Consider the following 17,743-nt stretch of genomic DNA (forward strand, 5'->3'; position numbering starts at 1 on the left):
GCCCTTCTTCGTACCCGCAATGGTTCAGTCGTCCGAGGCGCGCAGAGCCAACCAGGCAGCCACGCGGTCGTCGGGGTCGGCCATGGACAGTCCCAGCAGATCCTCGATGCGTCGGATCCGCGCCGCCAGCGTCTGCCGATGGATTCGCAGTCGCGTCGCGCTCTCGCCCCAGGCGCTGTTCGTGGCGAGGAAGACACGCAGGGTCTCGATCAGCTCCGGGTGCTGTTCAGCACCCCTCAGCGGGTCGAGGAGCCTCCCGATGCGCTGCGTCTGATCCGCCCCCAGGTGCCCGAGCACCAGGGACACCGTGGGGATGGACTCGTACCTGACGACGCGCTCACCACCCGCCCGCGCGGTCTCGCTCGCCTGGCGGGCTTCGTCGACGCTGCGCGCGAGCGCGTCCGTCGCACTCGGACGACCGAGACCGAGGTAGAGCGTCGAGGCGAAGGTCCGCACGCGGTGCGCGATCTCCTCCGCGTGTTCCTCCCGGACGACACCGCGGATCAGTCCGCGCTGAGCGGCGAACACATGCTCGGCCCCGAGCTCGTCGAGCCACAGCGCGAGCAGATGCTCGGTATCGACGCCGCTCGTGCGCGAGACGAGGGCGAATCCCATGAGAATTCTCTCGTGCACACCCCAGCGGCGGAGGAGCCGGGTGGCCTCCTCCCCACCCTCGAGCACGGTCTCCAGCATCATCGACCGCCCGAGACGCTCGAGGTGACTGCTGTCGCGCGTGCGCATCAGCAGGTCCAGCAGGGCCGCCGCTTGAGAGCTGAGTTCCCTTCCGCGCCCTGAGCTGTCGTTGCGCGGGGCGGTGACGAGCTGCGCGGTGATGTCTTGACCGGGGCCGACCGGATGCACCTGCAGGGCGCGATGGCGCACCCGGACGGGGCGACCGACCGCGACCGCGATCGCGTCGTCGATATGCAGGCTTCCCGCGCCGGCGGTCGTGATGACCTCTCCATGTCGGTCGAGAAGCACCGCCCAGCCGTCGATCCGGTGCGCGAGTTCGGCGATGACACCGGTGATCCCGCTTCGTCGAGCGGCGAGGGTCAGCACGCGCATCGCAGAGGTGATCGCCCTGGCTTCGGCTGCCTGGTCGACGGCGAGCAGCGCGGTCAGCGTCGGCGTCAACAGGTCGTCGGCGATACCCGCTCCGACGATCGACGTGATGCGTCGTTCCTCGAGCACCTGGTGCACCGCCGGCGTGTCCGCGGCGGTGACCACGACCGCGTCCTGGAGCAGTGCGAGCCTCTCCGGGTCGTCGACCAGTTCGCCGAGCTGAGCGGCCTCGACGACGACCAGGGTGGTGAAGAGGTGCTCGGAAGGAGCACTGAAGGAGTCCAGACCGACGACGGAGTTCACGTGACGCGAGCTCGGCACCGCTCCGTCCAGTAGCCGTCCTTGGAGGTATCGCGCCACGGAGGCGACATCACGAGCCACCTGCCGATCATACAAAGTGTGACTCCCCCGCAGTGAATCCACACATTCGTCGAATGCCTCCGGGTCGGCAGTCTCCTAGCATCGTCGGCATCCCCACTTACCCGAAGGATGTCATGAAAGCTGTTGTCTTCCGCGATCCGCAGTCTCCGATCGAGTTCGTCGACGTCGACCTCGCTCCGCCCCGCGCCGGCGAAGTGCGCGTCCGCATCGCCGCTGCGGGCGTCTGCCACTCCGACCTCCACGTGAAGCGCGGCGAGTGGGATGCTGCCGCGCCCCTGGTGATGGGGCACGAGGGCTCCGGTGTCGTGACCGAACTCGGCGAGGGCGTCACGACCCTGGCGGTCGGCGACCACGTGGTCCTGAGCTGGGTTCCGCCGTGCGGGGAATGTCGATACTGCCGCGCCGGCCATGAGGCGCGCTGCCAGAAGGTGGCGACGGTCGTCGCTCCCTTGGGCGTGCTCTTCGATGGCACATCGCGCCTGAGCCGCGACGGGGAGCAGCTCCACCACTACCTCGGCGTCTCCTCCTTCGCCGAAGAGGTCGTCGTGCCCGCGTCGGGTGCCGTCAAGGTCCGCGACGATGCCCCGCTCGATGTCGTCGCGGTCGTCGGTTGCGCCGTGGCCACCGGGGTGGGTGCGGTCCTCAACACGGCGGCGGTCGAACCGGGATCGACCGTGGTCGTGATCGGCTGTGGTGGCGTCGGCCTCAATGTGGTCCAGGGCGCGCGACTCGCCGGTGCGGAGCGCATCGTCGCGATCGACGTGCGTCCGGAGAAGACACAGATGGCGCTGCAGTTCGGCGCCACCGACCGCATCGACGCCTCCCAGGGCGATGCCGTGGCGCAGTTGCGCGAGCTCATCCCGGACGGTGTCGATTACGCGTTCGATGCGATCGGACGCACCTCCACCACCGAGCAGTCGATCCAGATGCTCGGCCTCGGTGGTGCGGCCGTGATCGTCGGGCTTCCCCCGACGGGCGCCCGCGCATCATTCGAGCCCCTCGTCCTCGCCGAGGCGGATCAGCGCATCCTCGGCTCGAACTACGGCTCGGTGCGCCCCTCCATCGATGTCCCGGCCCTCGTCGACCGCTACATGGATGGACAGCTCAAGATCGATCCGCTGATCTCGGGCCGCCGGCCTCTTGCCGAGGCCGCAGGCGCGCTCGACGACCTCGAGACCGGCTCGGCGCTGCGTACCCTGCTCATCCCCTGAGCACCCGTCATCCCCTGACCGCCCTTCACCCCCTCCACCCTGAAACCCGAATCCAGGAGAACCATGTCAGACACCGTCGTCGCCCCGCCTGGCGTCCCCCGGGATGCCGGTCTTCGCACCGGCGTCATGAGCGGACCAGAGCTCGCCGCCCAGGCCATCGCCAACATCGCTCCCAGCGCCGTCATCGCCTTCACGGCGGCGGCCATCTTCCTCGGTGCGGGCAACGGCACCATCTACGCCTTCGCCCTCGCCACGATCGTGATCCTGTGCGTCGGGTACTGCGTGGTGGTGTTCGCCCGCAAGCACGCCTCCGCCGGGTCGCTGTACACGTACGTGTCCAAGGGCCTCGGCCCGTTCGGCGCGTTCCTCGCTGGTGTGACACTGCTGATCGGCTGCTTCGGCATCGCGGCGGCCTCCCTCAGCGGGTCCGTGAGCTACATGGCGCAGTTCCTCAGCATGCTGGGACTCCCCGCCCAGGGACTCGGCTGGGACATCGGCCTCGCGATCGTGCTCGGCGGCCTGGCGACGCTGTTCACCATCCGCGGCATCCGCCTGTCCGCGCGGGTGTCGCTCGTCCTCGAGCTCGTGTCCGTGGGCATCATCCTCGTGCTCCTGATCGCCGCGCTGGTCTGGGCGGGTCCCGCCGCCTGGGACCCCGCGCAGGTGCTCGCGACAGGATCGTCGTTCCAGGGAATCGCGTCCGGCATGGTGCTCGGCATCCTCGGTTTCGTGGGTTTCTCCTCCGCCGATGCCCTCGGGCGAGAGGCCAAGGAGCCGTACAAGGCGATCCCCCGCGCGATCATGTGGAGCGCTCTCGGCGTCGGCGTGCTCTACGTCTTCGCCGCCTACACGCAGATCACCGTGCTCGGTGACGAGCTCGCCACCGCCTCCAGCCCGCTGGAGAGCATGTCGGCCCTGATCGGGATGCCCGGCTGGTTCGCCGCCGTACTCACCTTCGGCGTCTCCGCGTCGTTCTTCGCCGTCGTGGTCGCACCCCTCAACGTGATCGGCCGCATCGTCTACGTGATGGGCAAAGAGGGCGTCGTCGCCGAGCGCTTCGGACGCACGCACGAGCAGCACCTCACACCTCATCGCGTCCTGATCATCGCCGGAGCGGCGGCCGTCGCGGTCGACATCGTGCTGCTGCTCTCGGGAGCGGCGACCGGCGAGATCCTCGTGTGGGTGAACACCTGGGGCACCTACGGCTACATGGTCGCCTACGCCCTCGTGGCGATCGCCTGCGTGGTCTACACGCAGCGGGCGAAGATGCGCAACGGTCTCGTGAAGGTGTGCGCGACCGTCGCGGTCGGCACCATGGGCTACGTCTTCTTCGCGAACGTGTGGCCGGTGCCGGCGTTCCCGTACAACGTGATCCCCTACGTGTTCCTGGTGACGGTCGCCCTGGCGCTCACCCGGTACGCCTATCTCGCCCGACGTCGTCCCGACGTCATCGCCCGCATCGGCAACACCGAGACGAGCGCGATGGAGGGCGTCGGCTGACCCGACACCGCCGATCGAAGGAGCCTCTCCCCACGGAGGGGCTCCTTCTGTCGAGTCTGGACTCGACAGGATCTCTCGGCCCGCCGGAGAACGAGAAAAGCCCCCTCCGTGGAGGGGGCTTTTCCGATTGGCTCCCCGGCTTGGACTCGAACCAAGAACCTGCCGGTTTCAAGCCGCGGCCGGTCGTCTCGCTCAGCGAGCGCCGGGTCCGCGCTTAACGTTCCGATCACGGCATATTCACCGCGGGTCGGTTTCTCGATTCGGTGGGCTTTATGAATGAAGCAGTGCAGAACGATGAACTCATACTCCGATTCGAGCGGTGGATGCTCGCGAGCTACCGAGTAGACGCCACCGTCGCGCTGAGGGTGCGGCACGCGCGCATGCTCGCGCGGCGAGTGCGAATTGCTCTCGCTACCGAGGAGCACCTGGAGGAAGCACTCATCGACACGCGGCACTACTCATCCGAGTACCGTCACTCGATCCTCGCCTCCTGGAAGCTGCTCTACCGGTGGGCCGTGGCCAAGCGGTTCGTGCTGACTGACCCGACATTGCTCCTCGACCCCGTGCCAGTGCGCAAGCGAGTCCCGCGGATCGCCCCGGACACCGCCGTGGCGGCCGCACTGCTGAACGCGAGCCCGCGGGATCGTGCGCTCGTGATGCTCGCCCGATACGCCTGCCTGCGACTGTCGGAAATTGCAACGCTCAGCATGAAGGACCGCTTCGGTGAGACGCTGATCATCCGGGGCAAGGGCGACAAAGAGCGATACGTGGACATCAACCCCCCGCTCATGCTGGCCCTCACAGCCCTCGAAGATGAGTACCCCTACGGGGCGTACTTCCCCGGAGCGACGAGTGGACATCTGCACTCGCAGTCCGTACACAAGATCATCAAGCGCGTAACCGGGTGGCATCCGCACTCCCTGCGTCATGCCGGCGCGACGGCCGCCTACCGCGCGACGCGAAACCTGCGGGCGGTGCAAGAGATGCTCGGGCACTCCTCGCTCGCAACGACAGAGCGCTACCTACACATCACCAGCGCCGAACGCCGAGAGGCTGCGCACGCGACCATCATCCAACCTGGCGATATGCTCGCGGCATGACAAAGCAGACGAGGATAGTCGTGATCGTGGGGTCAGCCGTGGCAGCGCTGCTCGTCGCGACCATCATCATCGGGGTCGTGATTCTAAACACGCTCCGCGCACAAGCCGAGAACGAGGCCTACCAGGAGTGCATGGCACGATACGGATTCTCTGCCGACGCGCCACCGCCCGTGGTCGGCGAAGACAGTCAGGATGAGCACCTGAATGCCATCACCACCGCAGCCGAGGCCTGCCTCCAGGACTAGTCCCGCACTCCAGATCTAGACCAGGTCGCGGCGCAGCTTGTCGCTGACATCGATCGGCCCGGTCTCGACCTCAACGAGGGCTTCGGGTGCGTGCTCAGCGAGCTTCGCGCGGAGGGCTGCGATCTCATCCTCCTTGCGAGTCAGGGTGCCGTTGGTGTTGCTCTTGATCGTGGCGATTTCCTGCCCCTGCTTGCCGAGGGCGTAGAACGTGCCGGCCGCGGTGGTCGCGAGGCCGAGCACTGTGATGAGCAGGGTCGTGAAGTCCTGTGACGCTTCTGGGCGAAGGATGAGGAGGGCGACGCTTCCGATAAGGCCGACGGCGGCGAGAGCGGTGAACGTGATGAAGATGACGGTCTTGTTCATGAGGGTGTCCGTTCAGGCCTTGGGGATGGCGTCGAATTCGTTCTGTGGCATCTCGGCGACGTAGCCGGCGCCGAACTTGCCGCCGGTGGCGACGTTGAACTTCTGCGCGGCGGTGAGTTCCCCCTTGGGTACCTTGCGGCGCTTCCCGGTCACCTGGTCGATCCAGTAGACCTCCGCCGAGATATGGCCTTTTGCGTAGTAGCCGTTGGGCATGTCTTCCTCCTGTGTGGTGTCGGTGTCGGGAGCGAGTCCCCCGGCCGCGGTGGGGATGCTGCGAACGATCGGGTAGCTGCGCACGTTGGGTAGCTCGAAGTGCCAGGGCTCGTACGAGTAGGGGCGGATGAGACCGGCAGCTTCGAGACGGCGCACCCTTTCGGGTGTGGGGTTGATGTCCCCGGCGACGAAGCGGACGTGCGCGAGGCGTTGCCGTTCGTCGTCGGGGTTGTCGGCCGGGTTGAAGCCGGGGAGCCCGGCCTGCCATCCGTCCCAGAAGTACTTCTGTGTGCCGTAGAGGCGCCCGGCGCTGTTGTTGTTGATCGGCGGGGAGCCCGCGGCTTGCCATGCCTCGACCCAGGCGCGCCGGTTGAACATGCCGGGGTGGCCGGGGATGGGGATGATGTCGAGCGGGCTCATTCTCGGGCCTCCAGTGCGGCGACGCGGGCCAGGAGGCGTTGCACGACGGGGAGCAGCGCGACGCCGACCATCTCGTAGTTGATGCCTTCGGGGATGCCCTTCTCGTTGAAGAACACGGCCCAGTCCAGGCCCGCTTCCACGAGGCGTTCCGCGATGAGCCCGACCTCCGTGCGGCCATCGACGGCGAGCGGCACCCGGTACTGGTAGGACACGACCGTGAGGAGCGCAATCTGGTCGTCGGTGACCTCGAACGCGCGGATGTTCTTCTTGTAGCGTTCGGTTGAGGCGGCGTATCCGATGAGCCCGTTGTCCTGCACCCACAGCGCCCGCCGCGCGCCACCGAGTGCCCGGTTGTACACGTCGGGGGTCATGTTCCCGGCCTGCACGAAGTTGAGGTCGGCCTGGCTCGCCTTCGCGGCCACGTCGCCGGTGGATGCTTTGTTCGTGCTGAGGTAGTCGAGGTCGGCTTGCACGTTGGATGCGCCGGTCGGCCCGGACTTCGTGTTGGCCGCGGTGATGGAGAGGTTGTTCCGCGCGGCCGCAGCGGTCGTTGCGCCGGTGCCGCCGTTCGCGACGGGGACAGATCCGCTGCCGATCTTCGAGGCGGGCAGGGTGACGCCGGGCTTCCAGTTCGCGGGACCGCCTGCGATGAAGTCGCGAGTCTGGTTGATGTACTCGTCGACGTCGGAGCGGAGCCCAGTGCCAGGGACGAGCGGCAGGTTTGCGAGGGCGGCGTCCGTGCCGGGGGTGGGGGTGAGAGGCATAGTGTCGTCTCCTGTCAGGTGTCGGTGTCGATGGTTCCGGCGGAGCCGCCGTCGATGGTCCCGATGGCGAGGTCGATCGCACCGGCAGGGGTATCGACGGTGCGCGCCGAGACGGTCACGGTGTCGGCGGCAAGGTCATAGCGGACGGTGGAGGCCAGACCGGTCTGGATCGGGGTGCCCTCGAGCAGGATGCTGAGGTACTGGTCGGTGCGCTCGTCCCACGTCGGGACCGCAGAGACGGTCACGGTGCGCCCTCGCCCCTGTGCACGGCGCACGATGCTCTCCGCACGTCCCGGGCCGGGATACACGGTGTCGCGGAGTTCGACGCGCATCACCTTTGTGGGGATACCCGTGAGCGCGAACGCATCCACACGGCGCTGCTCGATGCCGTTGCTGTCGGTCCAGATGTAGACGTACACGGCCGCGTCGAACCACGCGTCGTCTTCGCGAGAGAGCTTCTCGTTGGCGCTCTCGATGTTCACCGCGTGCCGGAAGGTCTGGTTGCCGTCTGCCCGGAAGTCAGCAGTTCGGAGCGTCCATCGGCGCTGCTCGTCGCACACGAGGCGGAACCCGGCCGCTTTCAGGAGCGGTTCGAGGAATGCCATCGCCGAGATGCCGGCCGACCACAGCAACGCTTCGGGTGGACGTTCCACGGTGGGCGTGCGGGTCGAGGTCGATACCTGCGCGGGGCCGGTCCAGGCGTAGTCATAGTTCGCGGTGTCGGGGGTGTCGCCGTCGTGGTACGGCACGACCTCGTTGCCCTCGTAGAACATCAGCGCGTCCACGTACGGGAACTGACCGCCCGCGGATGCCTGGTACTCGACGTGGGCGGTTGCCTGAGTGGCCCCCGCGGGCGCAACCTGGATGTTCGAGAGCGGCGTCCACCCCGTGGTGGTGAGGTTTACTGCGGCGCTGTAGCGGTCGGAAAGGATCACACCGGCAGCATTCTTGAACCGGGTCATGACCCGCGCGGGACGGGCGACCGTGGCCCGCATGGATGCGGAGAACACGTAGGAGCGGCCCGCCTGCACACTGATCGGCCCGGTGAAGTCAATGAAGCTCTGACCGGCACCAGTGGTCTGCCAATGCCCGGAGTAGTTCCCCACCAACTTCTGCGTCGCCGTCGGAGCAAGCCCAGTCGCAAGGGAACCGTTCACCCACCCGGCAACGGTGTTCTCAAACGACGGATTCGTGAACAGGTTCGTAACTGGCCAATAGGCGGTGACATCGGCATCCGGGCCCGGCTCCAGCACCCGAGCAACATAGGCGGTGCGAGTACCCACAACAGCCATCGCGAGCGACATCCATGCAAAGCTGCCGACGACAATCGCACCCGACATGAGCTGCCACACAATTGCTGCTCGTGTTGCCCCCACCGGAGGCCGAGCTGTTACCGAGAACCGCCAGTTCGTGGGCGTCGGGGCAGTCGCGGGACCATAGTCCGACGAGATGAGCGCGCTATCTGAGAACCACTGCACAGCCATCCGCCATTGCTGCCCGGCGATCGTTGAGGCAATGTGTGACGAGAACGTCATCAGCTGCCGCCCAGAGGGGATCGGGAAAGCGCCCGTGAACATCGTGGGCACGCCGCCCGCCGGTGCCGTTGTCCAGGTGAAGCTCGCCGCGGGCTGGGGAGAATTCGGCACATTCGGGCTTACACCCGTCGAGTCAGATAGGTTCGTAGTCCCAGCGCCACCCGTTCCCCAGGACGCGACTCCCCACCCCGATCCGGCACCCGCGGTCGGGTACGGGTGGAGGTTGCGCTGCACGCCTGGCACCTTCGACAGCACGTATTCACACACCGCGCGGAGTGAGGTCTGCAGCGACCGGGGCGTGTTGTCGTCCACGAGCTGCGCGTAGTCCATCACGAGCGCCTCATCGGACGCGAGCGTGAGCGTGACCGTCCCGCCTGCACGGTCCGGGGCCGCCTCACGGATGCCGAGGTCGAATGTCCTCGGAGTTCCGCCATCACGGGCGGCGGTCAGGACCACGCGCCGCGAATCTCGCGGGTCCATCTTCGCGAGTTGCAGCGCATCCTCCACAGCCACCGGGACCGAGGATTTCACGTGGGGGATCGCCGCCGCATCCAGGGTGATATCCCCGCCAGTGTCCTCATCGAGAGACAGGGTGATGTCACCGCCCGCGTCGAGGATGCGGGCTGTGTAGGTGTGCTCGCTGAAGGTGGTCACGAGATCTCCTGATACGGAACCTCAAGCGACCACACACCGCCGCTGCTGAGCACCTGCCCCAGGTCGCCGCCAGCAACAACGAACTGCATTGACACCTCGTCCACGCCTGAGTTGGACAGGGTGAGCGGCTGCGTAACAGCCAGCACCGCGCGCGCAGCCACGGCGACAGCGCCCGTCTCGAACACGAGCTTGAGAGTGCCCTTCCGGAGCCCCGAGGGCCGCGTCGTGATATCCGGGTCCGGGCGGCCGATGATCGTGTGAACGATCGAACGCAGAGGAGTGTCTCCCTCAAAACTCGACATGTAGGCGGTGATCGTGCCGCTCGCGTGCGTGACGGTCGTGGTCATTTGTCCCACCCCATGTTCGATGCGAACGACTGGTTGAGCTTTGCTGTTACGGTCATTGTCCGCGGGCGGGTGAGGGCATCGAGGTCGATCCGGGCCTGATTCAGGCCGTTGACTCGCGCGTTGACCACGGCCTCCTGCCCGTCGACCTCGTTCACCTTGTCTTCGACGCGTTGGATGTCTTCGGTCGCGCGCTGGGTCTTCGCGTTGACAGACACCTCGGTGTCGTCCGGGAGTCGATAGATCGCGTTGCCGAGGGCGTCGGTCTCCCCGGTCGCGTGACCCACACTCCTCGCGTACTCGTAGTTCGCGCGCTCTGCGATGGCAGCAGCATCGGCGCCGCTGATGTACCCCTCGCCGGTCGCTTTTACGGCTGCCTCAAGCTCCCAGATCCGACCCGGCGAGAGCTTTCCCGATGCCTCCGCGTTCCGAGCGAAAGCGTCAGTCAGCTTCCCCAACTTGTCGCCGCCGGAGGCGAGGGCATCGATCACGTCGACTTGATTCAGTCCGGACGCGGCAGCCAGGTCGGTGACCTGCTTGTACTTCTCCGTGCTGCTGGTCCATTCGCCCACGCGCTGCGTGTATCCAGCGGTGGCCATCGCGCCGGCGACGTCATAGGCGAGCGAGAACGCGGAGTCGCGGGCTTCCTCGGCGGCTTCCTCGACCTTGTTGAACGTTTCGATCATCGCGCCGCCAGCACCTGCGACGGCTATGCCCGCGGCGGCACCCGCAGGACCGAACCCGGCGAAGGCGTTCGCGGCGATCTCCTGTCCGAGCTCTGCGATCGATTCGAACGATCCGTCGAACGATGCGGCAGTCTCGCGGGCGGATTGTTGCGCTTCCTGTTTGAAGTCTTTGACGCCCTCTTCGGCGCGCTTCATGCCAAGGCGGGCCTTGTCGCCGGCGTCGTCGGCTTTGTCGCCGAGTTCCTTCGTCTCGCGCTGCGCCTTCTTGAGCGCGTCTTCGAGCTTGTCGACGCCCTTCTCCGCGTCGCCGGTGGCGCGCTCGCCCTGGCGACCGGTGTCCTTGAACTCGTCGCCGAGCTTGTCGACTGATCGGCGGGCGTCCTCTGCTGTGACGCCCATCTGCTTGAGTGCGTCACGGATCTCGTCATCGCTCTTGCCTGCTTTGCGGGCGGCGTCGGCGAGCTTGTCTGCGAAGCTGGCGACCTGGTCGCCGGCCTTGCCGCTGGCCGTACCTGCGCCGCCGACAGCCTCATCGAGGCGATCCATCGCGTCGGCGGCGTCTTCGGTCGGCTTGATGACGCCGGCCTTGATCCGGTCTTCGAACTGTCGGGTGTCGGCTCCGATGCCGATCTCGTGGACCTTGGCCATCACTTCTTCCCGTCGAAGGCGTCGAGGAGTGCTCGATAGGCGGACTGGATCGCAACCGACCCGATGCGGGGCGTGGCTTCGCGGGCAGCCGGGTAGACGACATTCCCGCCTCGCCGTGGAGCGCCGAACACGTTCCCAAGGCGGCGCTTGTAGGGCGTTCCCTTGCGCGAGCGTTGAGTGATCTGCTTGTCGGGGTTTGCGCCGAACTCTGCCCCGAATGCCACTGTGGACACGGCCGCGCCGGAGGACATCTTCCCGACCCCACCGGAGCGGAGGTAGATGTTTCGGATCGCGACGCCGACGCGGGCCGTGTTCACAAGGGCACGCTGCTGGAGGCGTGTCCCCGCACGGTCACGGGTCTCTTCCTGCCAGATGGGTTCAGCGTTGGCGCGCGTGTGCGCCGTGACGTGCTTGCGGGCCTCTGCGGGGACTGCCCGCAGAGCGATGAGCAGATCCCGCAGAGGCGAATCGATCAGAAGACTGATCCGCCCCGTGCGCATGTCAGTCGCCGGCCGGGGCGATGGTCGTTGGCTGACCGACGACGCCGAGAGCCTGGGAGACGCTGTGTCGTCCGGTGTTGCCACCGAAGGGCACGTCTTCCCACCGGATGTTCCCGGAGCGGCCCTCTCCGCCGTCCTGCGGCGTGTAGATGAACGGGATGACGGTACCGGCCATCGCAGGCGACTTCCGCGAGAGGGAACCGTCTGTGATGTGGTCCTGGTGGAACTCGATGTTGGCGACCCATGTCGGCTTGCCCGTGATGACCTGCACGTCACCCGAGATGTCCGGGACCGTCTCCCGCGGGGTCGTGGGGACGAGGCCGAATGCGGTGACACCGAAATGGGTGTCGCCGCCGAGGATGATGGTTCCGGCCTGCCCGATGTAGGCCTTGTTGGTGACGTTCGGCATGACTGCTACTCCTTGGATTCGGTGAGGACGATGGTGTGGATGCGCCAGACCCACTGACCTGATTCGAGGCGCTGCTTCTCGGCGGTGGACCAGTACATGTCGGACTGGCGGTCGAGCACCTGGACAAGGGTGAGGGCGAGCTGGTCGACGTCGTCCTCACCCTTCTCGTCGGCCGTCATCGGCGAACCGAGGACCAGATCGACGGCAGCGCCGACCTGCCCCGCGCCGAGTTCCTGCCCGTCTGGGGCGGCCTCGAACCGCGTGAACTCGAAGGTGATCAATGGCGCTCTGTACTCGGTCGGCGGCTGCTTCAAGTTCTCCTCGATGGACCACCGAACCGGAAGGTCCGGGGCGAGGCGTTCCTTGAGTGCGGCTCGCACTCCGGCAATGTCAGAGAACATTGGCCACTCCCGACTGTGGGCGAATGACCTTCTGAATCTCCCTGGACAGCGGCCGCGGGACGAACGTGAACCCGTCGCCGCCGACACTGCCGCCGACGATGCGGCCGGCGTTGAACAGGTTCTTCGCCTGCTGCAGTTGGGCGAAGACGTACCTCGCCGGGACTCCCGGCACGACTTCGCCCAGCGCGGCCACGACCAGGTCGATCGTGGCCGCGGGGTACCCGAGGACAGTAAGCAGGCGGGTGACCTGCTCGGCGGAGGTGCCAGCCGGTGCATACTCCAGCACGTCACCACGGGCCACTTCGAGGAGCATCTCGCACAACTCGGGGTCAATGGTGTCCGCGTCGGACCAGGCGTCGCCGAGACGGTCCCGAGACGCCTGATCCGACGCGGTGTACCACTCCATGGTCAGGCCGCGGTGCCGATGAGGATGGTCGCCTCGGGGCGGACGACGAACTCCTCTAGGAAGCCGACCGTCGCGCGGTCCACGCCGAACTTCGCGACGTTCAGCGCATCGATCTGGAGCGGCGTGGTTCCCAGCTCCTTGAACTCGATCGCGTTCTTTGCACCGGCCATGACCTGCGGGTCGGTCGCCTTCGTGCCGATGAACGCGGACTGCGGAGCCTTGCGGACGGTGATCTTGCCGTCCACGTTCGCCTCACCCGTGCCGACGCCGACGGCCAGCGAGACGAACTCGGGCAGGAGATCCTTCGGCGTGAAGATCAGCTGCTGCCACAGCACCGGGTTCACGACCGCCCAGGACGGGTCATCATCCGCGTCCGAGATCGCCTCGATCGCCTGGATGAGCTGGACGACTCCGGGGTAGTAGGCGGAGTTCGCCGGGGTGCCGGCGGGCAGCGAACCGGGAGCGACGAGGCGCGAGAGCGCTGCGCCCGTGTCGCGCGATGCCACGCGGAACATGGTGGCGAGGCCAACCAGGTCGGTGACCTTCGCGTACGAGTTCGCGACGCCCTTCCAGAACGACTCGAGAACCTCGGCGCCACCGGTGAGGTAGGTCCACTCGGCGGCGACGTCAGCGGCGTAGCCGAAGCTCTTGCGCGAGCTCTCACGCTTGGACGTGCTGGCGGAACCGGTAGGCAGCTCGGTCTTCTCCTGACCGCGTTCCTGCACCAGCGCGGTGCCCTGGTCGAGACGGAAGCCCGCGCGGCCGCCGAGGTCGATGGGACCGAAGGTGTGGTTGTTCAGCGGGAGATACTTGCGCACGTACTCCTTGCCCTGCCAGAGCTTGCCGACCCAGTTCGGCTGGATGACGCCAGCGACGGGGAGCGCACCGTCACCGGTCGTCTTGACGTCGGCGAGGGCGAACAGGGCGCTCTCGTTGTCCTCGACCTGGACGCCGGCCTTGATCGCGGCCATGGCGGAGAAGACCGCGTGGAGGTCCACGTCCTGAACGGGCGGTGCACTGGCGGGCGTCACGATGGCGGCGGGGGTCTGGCCCGCGGCGGATGCAGTCATTGTCTCCTCCTCAGGAGCTTTGGGGTTCTCCTCGTCCGCGGGCGCGGAGTCGGTGATCTTGGTGACAGTGGTCTCGCGCTTCGACGTCTCGACGCGACGCCACTTCACGCCCTCGTCGTCCGTGAACTCCGTCGTGTACTCGGAGCTGCTCGACGACTCCGGGGCGCTGTACTCGTCAGACGACGGCACCTCTTCCGTGAACTCGGCGGTGACCCCGGGAGCGAGGGAGAAGAGGGCGGCGGATGCGAACGCGCCGGCATCACACACGGTGGCGCCGGTGAGGCGGGAGCGGATCGCGTTGGCCCCGTTGCGGACCAGCGAGCCCAGCTCTGCCGACAGCTTGCGCTTCGTACCAGAGGCGAGGAACGCGTCACCCTCGTCGGTCGTCGCGATGGTGAACTCCGCGATGACGCCTGCCTCCGTGACCTCCAACGAGGTGGCCCGTCCGATCGGGTTGAAGCGGTCGTGCTCGACGTTCAGCGTCACGATCGACGGGTCACGCGGGATGGCCACGCTGGCAGCGCTGAACATCGTCGGCGGGGTATTGCTGCTGCTCGGGCTGGACAGCTCTCCGAACGGCAGCAGGAGACCCTTCACCTTGCGAGTCTCGGCGACGCGGGAGAACAGGCCCGCTTCGTCAGTCACTGGAACACCGCCTTGTTGGCCCACATCAGCGCCTCTTCGAGCGAGGTGAGGGCGAGCGACTTGTACCGACTGTCGGGCAGCTGCGCGAGCTGCTCCGCCGCGGTCGTGATCGCGCCGGCATTCTGGCGCACGATGGCCACCTGATCCTGCGACGGTGCCTCGCTGGTCGCGGCGGTGACGAACCGTGACGCCAGCTCGGGCGGCAGGGGCGTCGGCGTCTGCTCGACAGGCGTCTCAGCGGGAACGGGGACAACGGTCTCTTTGGTCATGTCAGTTCTCCTTGATGGTGGAGGCAGCGCTGTCGCCCGCCTCCGGATCGATGGACAGCGGGGCGGGTACTGCGAATGCGGAAGCGTCGGCGCGGACCTCGGAACCCTCACCCACGACGACATCGGCAGACAGCGCAGCGGCGATCGCGATCGCGTACTCGGACGCGCCAAAGGTCCACAGCTCGGAGTTCTCGCCGTTCACGTTCTGGTACTGGACGCTGCCGCCAGACCCTCCGCCCTCCTTGGACGCGCCGACAAAGTTCAGCGTGACGCCGGTGTGCATGGCAAGGTCGATGCGGACCGAGTTCTTCGCCTCCTCGAACAGGTCGAGACTGCCGCTCGTGCCGCGCTCCTTGACCTCGATGTAGGACGGGGTGACAGAGATCGAGGACTTGCTGCGCCCCTCCTTGTAGTTCGCGATGAGCGTCTGCTGCTCGTCGCGCTCCATGCTGTCGTAGGCCGTGTCCGTGACATGCAGCTCGGTCGCGGCGGGCGGGCTGTCCAGGCGAGCCTGCCGTGCGATCTCGATCTTCCGCGCCTGGCGGATCGAGTCGATGCCGTCGACCATCAGACCGGCGCTACCGAGCGGAACGACCACCGCGCGCATCCGATACTGCGCCGGCACGCTCTCGTCGATGACGACGCTCTGCGTCTGCTGGTCGATCGTCCACAGATTGCGCGGCACGGTGATCCAGTCGTAGACCAAACCCTCGGTGTCGAGCCAGCATCCGATGACCGCGAAGCCCTCGAAGAACAGTTCTTCGACGAGTTGCTTGTACGCGAGCCATCGGGACATGCCGGAGTAGGCGCACGTCGAGACCCAGTAGGGCTGAGTCTCGACGCGCGCGGTCGGGGTGCCCGCCGCGTACACCTCGAAGCGCAGGCGGGTGACCAGCGCCTGGTGAGCGGCAAGAGCGCGCTTCACCTCGGGGACGCGGCGAGCAATGTTGCGGTCGACCAGTTCGCCGGGGAGCTGACCGAAGTAGTCGGAGACGATGGCCTGGGTGAGATGATCGCCGGAATACGGCGACGCCAGCATCGGGGCCGCGGACTGAGTCAGTCGGATGCCACCGGTGAGGAAGTTGAACAGGCCCAACGTTGCTCCTTCGAGCTACGTAGCCAGAGCCCTACTCCGACTGATCTTTGCGATAACGGGATCACATTAGCATTGCGCTCCGTCATAAGTTGCTTCGACGATCCACACGCGGCGTGTCGCCCTGGTCATCCGAACCCGATTGCGGTGGCCAGGCTGCCTCGAACGGGCTCGTCAGCGAGGAAGCGGAGCGCGAGCGCACACGCCTCCAACGGTGTCACGTCGGCCTCCGGATCGTTCTTCGGAGGACCGAACCGGAACGTGCCGTAGTTCCCGAATGCCTGGCGCGTGGCGGTACGCGCGGCGCGTTCAAGCTCGGGGTGGTGGAAGATCACGAGGTCGTCATCCTCCAACGCTTTCAAGAACCCGACGGTGGACCCGGGGATGTCGGCTGTGATCGTTGGCTTGATCGCGACTCGCGGGCGCGCGATCCCGATTCGCTTCTCCGCGATCTCCTCTGTGTATCCGCGCTTGTCGTAGTGCAGTGTCGTCGGCCGGCGCCGGAGTCGTCGCAACACCTCGCGTTCAAGATCCGTCGTGCCGGGTTGCCACCACCACAGGGCAACGGCACGCTTCGTCTTCCGGCCCTGCTCCCCTGCGAGCTCCAGCGCATCTGTCACGAGGTCACCCGGCTCCTGGTACTCCCACGCGACAGCGAGAGACGCGGCGGTTCCGAGATGGTGGACTTTGAGGGCTGCCGAGAAACGCGCGGGAGGCTCCGGGAATTCGGAGCGCCTTAGCGCGCGCTCGAGGTGGGCGGGCGGGATCAGGACATCTGCTGCGCCCTCGAACCCGAACTGCCCGCCGTACTCGATGAGGAAGTCATCGAGCGGCACCCGATCGTAGGATCTCTTCGGCGCTTCCGAGAGCGTCGTGAAGCTCATGCCGGGATGGGTGCGCTCGATCCACTCCCGCATCCGCCCTCCGGTCGCTCCTGTCTTCGGGTGCGGGAGGTCGGGTTCCCAGGACACCAGCTCGGCGCGGTCGATGTTCTCGGGGATGCCGTGCCATGCGACCGCGGCGTCGTCGTCGTGCAGCGTCTCCCAGAGGAGCTGACCTGTGCGCCATTTCTGCCCGGTCCCTGCGATGACGAACTGCGCACCCGGCTTCGTGTCCATGGTCGGGATGACGGCGCGCACGACATCCGCGCCCTGCTCGACGTCCGCCTCGCCGCCCTCGTCACCGAATGCGAAATCGAAGCCGCCCGATCGGAAGCCGTCACCGTTCGGCGTCGACACGACGAGGGTCGCACCGGTGTGCTTGAACGTGAGTTGCTCACTGCCCTTGCCGAGGTTGACGCTGATCGGACTGTCAGCCTTCGACGGGTACAGCTTGTCGAGGTGCGCGACGATGTCCTCGCGGAACCGCGCTCCCGCTTTCGCTCCAGTCGTGAACATGGTCCACCCGACACGGTAGTCCTCGCGCGCCCAGCACCGACCCATCATTACGGCCTGCACGGCCGTCGTCTTCGTCGACCGCCGAGGTTCGAAGATGCCGTTCATGAAGCGTCCCGACGCGAGCAGGTCAGCGATGACGAGCTGCATCGGCGAAGGACCATGCCCCCCGTCCCCTGCCCGCTGTCGCTGATCGAGCCGGAGCAGCCGCGCCCCCTGGATGAACTCACCCCGCGACTGCTCGGTAGTCGTCAGCTCGTCGAGGCGGATCGGCGAGAGGTGCGCGATGCGACTGCGCCATTCGAGCCATGTCCCCTCGTCCCAGAGATCGGAGAGAGTAGGCAGTGCGGGGGTCATAGGAATGTCCAGTTCAGGGGGAGAAACGAGTATTGGAGCCGAAGGCGGGGGTTGCACCGATCACCATAAAAAA

General features: G+C 66.7%; 19 protein-coding genes. 4 read left to right on the forward strand and 15 right to left on the reverse strand.

Annotated features, from left to right (window positions below; translation table 11 throughout):
* Positions 1 to 24 precede the first annotated feature (24 nt).
* Positions 25 to 1,443 (reverse strand): PucR family transcriptional regulator, encoded by a 1,419-nt coding sequence (locus AAY78_RS15285; protein ID WP_046749157.1) that lies wholly within the window; start codon positions 1,441 to 1,443, stop codon positions 25 to 27.
* Positions 1,444 to 1,556: 113 nt separating this feature from the next.
* Between AAY78_RS15285 and AAY78_RS15290 the strand changes: the two genes are divergently transcribed.
* The 4 genes from AAY78_RS15290 to AAY78_RS15305 all read left to right on the forward strand — a co-directional run bounded on the left by AAY78_RS15290 (position 1,557) and on the right by AAY78_RS15305 (position 5,499).
* Positions 1,557 to 2,654, forward strand: a complete 1,098-nt coding sequence (locus AAY78_RS15290) for an alcohol dehydrogenase catalytic domain-containing protein (RefSeq protein ID WP_046749158.1) — start codon at positions 1,557 to 1,559, stop codon at positions 2,652 to 2,654.
* Positions 2,655 to 2,717: 63 nt separating this feature from the next.
* Complete coding sequence (locus tag AAY78_RS15295; protein WP_046749159.1) at positions 2,718 to 4,154, forward strand: APC family permease; 1,437 nt, start codon at positions 2,718 to 2,720, stop codon at positions 4,152 to 4,154.
* Positions 4,155 to 4,426: 272 nt separating this feature from the next.
* Positions 4,427 to 5,254: a tyrosine-type recombinase/integrase gene (locus tag AAY78_RS15300; RefSeq protein ID WP_082108719.1), complete on the forward strand. Its 828-nt coding sequence runs from the start codon at positions 4,427 to 4,429 to the stop codon at positions 5,252 to 5,254.
* Positions 5,251 to 5,499: a hypothetical protein gene (locus AAY78_RS15305; protein WP_156172664.1), complete on the forward strand. Its 249-nt coding sequence runs from the start codon at positions 5,251 to 5,253 to the stop codon at positions 5,497 to 5,499. Before AAY78_RS15300 ends, AAY78_RS15305 begins: the two co-directional genes overlap by 4 nt.
* 15 nt (positions 5,500 to 5,514) lie before the next feature.
* On the opposite strand, the gene AAY78_RS15310 is transcribed toward AAY78_RS15305, so the two are convergent.
* From AAY78_RS15310 to AAY78_RS15375, 14 genes are all read right to left on the reverse strand, one after another.
* Positions 5,515 to 5,862, reverse strand: coding sequence for a hypothetical protein (locus AAY78_RS15310; RefSeq protein ID WP_046749161.1), 348 nt, complete (start codon positions 5,860 to 5,862; stop codon positions 5,515 to 5,517).
* A 12-nt stretch (positions 5,863 to 5,874) separates the two neighbouring features.
* Positions 5,875 to 6,495 (reverse strand): hypothetical protein, encoded by a 621-nt coding sequence (locus AAY78_RS15315; RefSeq protein WP_046749162.1) that lies wholly within the window; start codon positions 6,493 to 6,495, stop codon positions 5,875 to 5,877.
* Positions 6,492 to 7,259, reverse strand: a complete 768-nt coding sequence (locus AAY78_RS15320; RefSeq protein WP_046749163.1) for a tail fiber domain-containing protein — start codon at positions 7,257 to 7,259, stop codon at positions 6,492 to 6,494. The genes AAY78_RS15315 and AAY78_RS15320 overlap by 4 nt, the downstream gene beginning before the upstream one ends.
* 14 nt (positions 7,260 to 7,273) lie before the next feature.
* Positions 7,274 to 9,448, reverse strand: coding sequence for a hypothetical protein (locus tag AAY78_RS15325; RefSeq protein ID WP_046749164.1), 2,175 nt, complete (start codon positions 9,446 to 9,448; stop codon positions 7,274 to 7,276).
* Complete coding sequence (locus AAY78_RS15330) at positions 9,445 to 9,795, reverse strand: hypothetical protein (protein WP_046749165.1); 351 nt, start codon at positions 9,793 to 9,795, stop codon at positions 9,445 to 9,447. The genes AAY78_RS15325 and AAY78_RS15330 overlap by 4 nt, the downstream gene beginning before the upstream one ends.
* A complete protein-coding gene (locus AAY78_RS15335) occupies positions 9,792 to 11,126 on the reverse strand; it encodes a hypothetical protein (RefSeq protein ID WP_046749166.1) in 1,335 nt (444 codons plus the stop codon). The genes AAY78_RS15330 and AAY78_RS15335 overlap by 4 nt, the downstream gene beginning before the upstream one ends.
* Complete coding sequence (locus AAY78_RS15340; protein ID WP_046749167.1) at positions 11,126 to 11,626, reverse strand: hypothetical protein; 501 nt, start codon at positions 11,624 to 11,626, stop codon at positions 11,126 to 11,128. The genes AAY78_RS15335 and AAY78_RS15340 overlap by 1 nt, the downstream gene beginning before the upstream one ends.
* Before the next feature lies 1 nt (position 11,627).
* The gene (locus AAY78_RS15345; RefSeq protein WP_046749168.1) at positions 11,628 to 12,035 is read right to left on the reverse strand and encodes a hypothetical protein; all 408 of its coding nucleotides are present in this window, start codon (positions 12,033 to 12,035) and stop codon (positions 11,628 to 11,630) included.
* Between the two features lie 5 nt (positions 12,036 to 12,040).
* On the reverse strand, positions 12,041 to 12,436 hold the full coding sequence (locus AAY78_RS15350) for a hypothetical protein (protein WP_046749169.1): 396 nt from the start codon (positions 12,434 to 12,436) through the stop codon (positions 12,041 to 12,043).
* Positions 12,426 to 12,842, reverse strand: a complete 417-nt coding sequence (locus AAY78_RS15355; RefSeq protein ID WP_046749170.1) for a hypothetical protein — start codon at positions 12,840 to 12,842, stop codon at positions 12,426 to 12,428. Before AAY78_RS15355 ends, AAY78_RS15350 begins: the two co-directional genes overlap by 11 nt.
* A 2-nt stretch (positions 12,843 to 12,844) precedes the next feature.
* Positions 12,845 to 14,557 (reverse strand): hypothetical protein, encoded by a 1,713-nt coding sequence (locus AAY78_RS15360; protein WP_046749171.1) that lies wholly within the window; start codon positions 14,555 to 14,557, stop codon positions 12,845 to 12,847.
* Positions 14,554 to 14,826, reverse strand: coding sequence for an Acb2/Tad1 domain-containing protein (locus tag AAY78_RS15365; RefSeq protein ID WP_046749172.1), 273 nt, complete (start codon positions 14,824 to 14,826; stop codon positions 14,554 to 14,556). The genes AAY78_RS15360 and AAY78_RS15365 overlap by 4 nt, the downstream gene beginning before the upstream one ends.
* Before the next feature lies 1 nt (position 14,827).
* Positions 14,828 to 15,922, reverse strand: a complete 1,095-nt coding sequence (locus AAY78_RS15370) for a hypothetical protein (protein WP_046749173.1) — start codon at positions 15,920 to 15,922, stop codon at positions 14,828 to 14,830.
* A gap of 125 nt (positions 15,923 to 16,047) precedes the next feature.
* Positions 16,048 to 17,670: a hypothetical protein gene (locus AAY78_RS15375; protein WP_046749174.1), complete on the reverse strand. Its 1,623-nt coding sequence runs from the start codon at positions 17,668 to 17,670 to the stop codon at positions 16,048 to 16,050.
* Between the last annotated feature and the right edge of the window lie 73 nt (positions 17,671 to 17,743).

Source organism: Microbacterium sp. Ag1, from assembly GCF_001005635.1.
Taxonomy (GTDB): Bacteria; Actinomycetota; Actinomycetes; order Actinomycetales; family Microbacteriaceae; genus Microbacterium; species Microbacterium oxydans.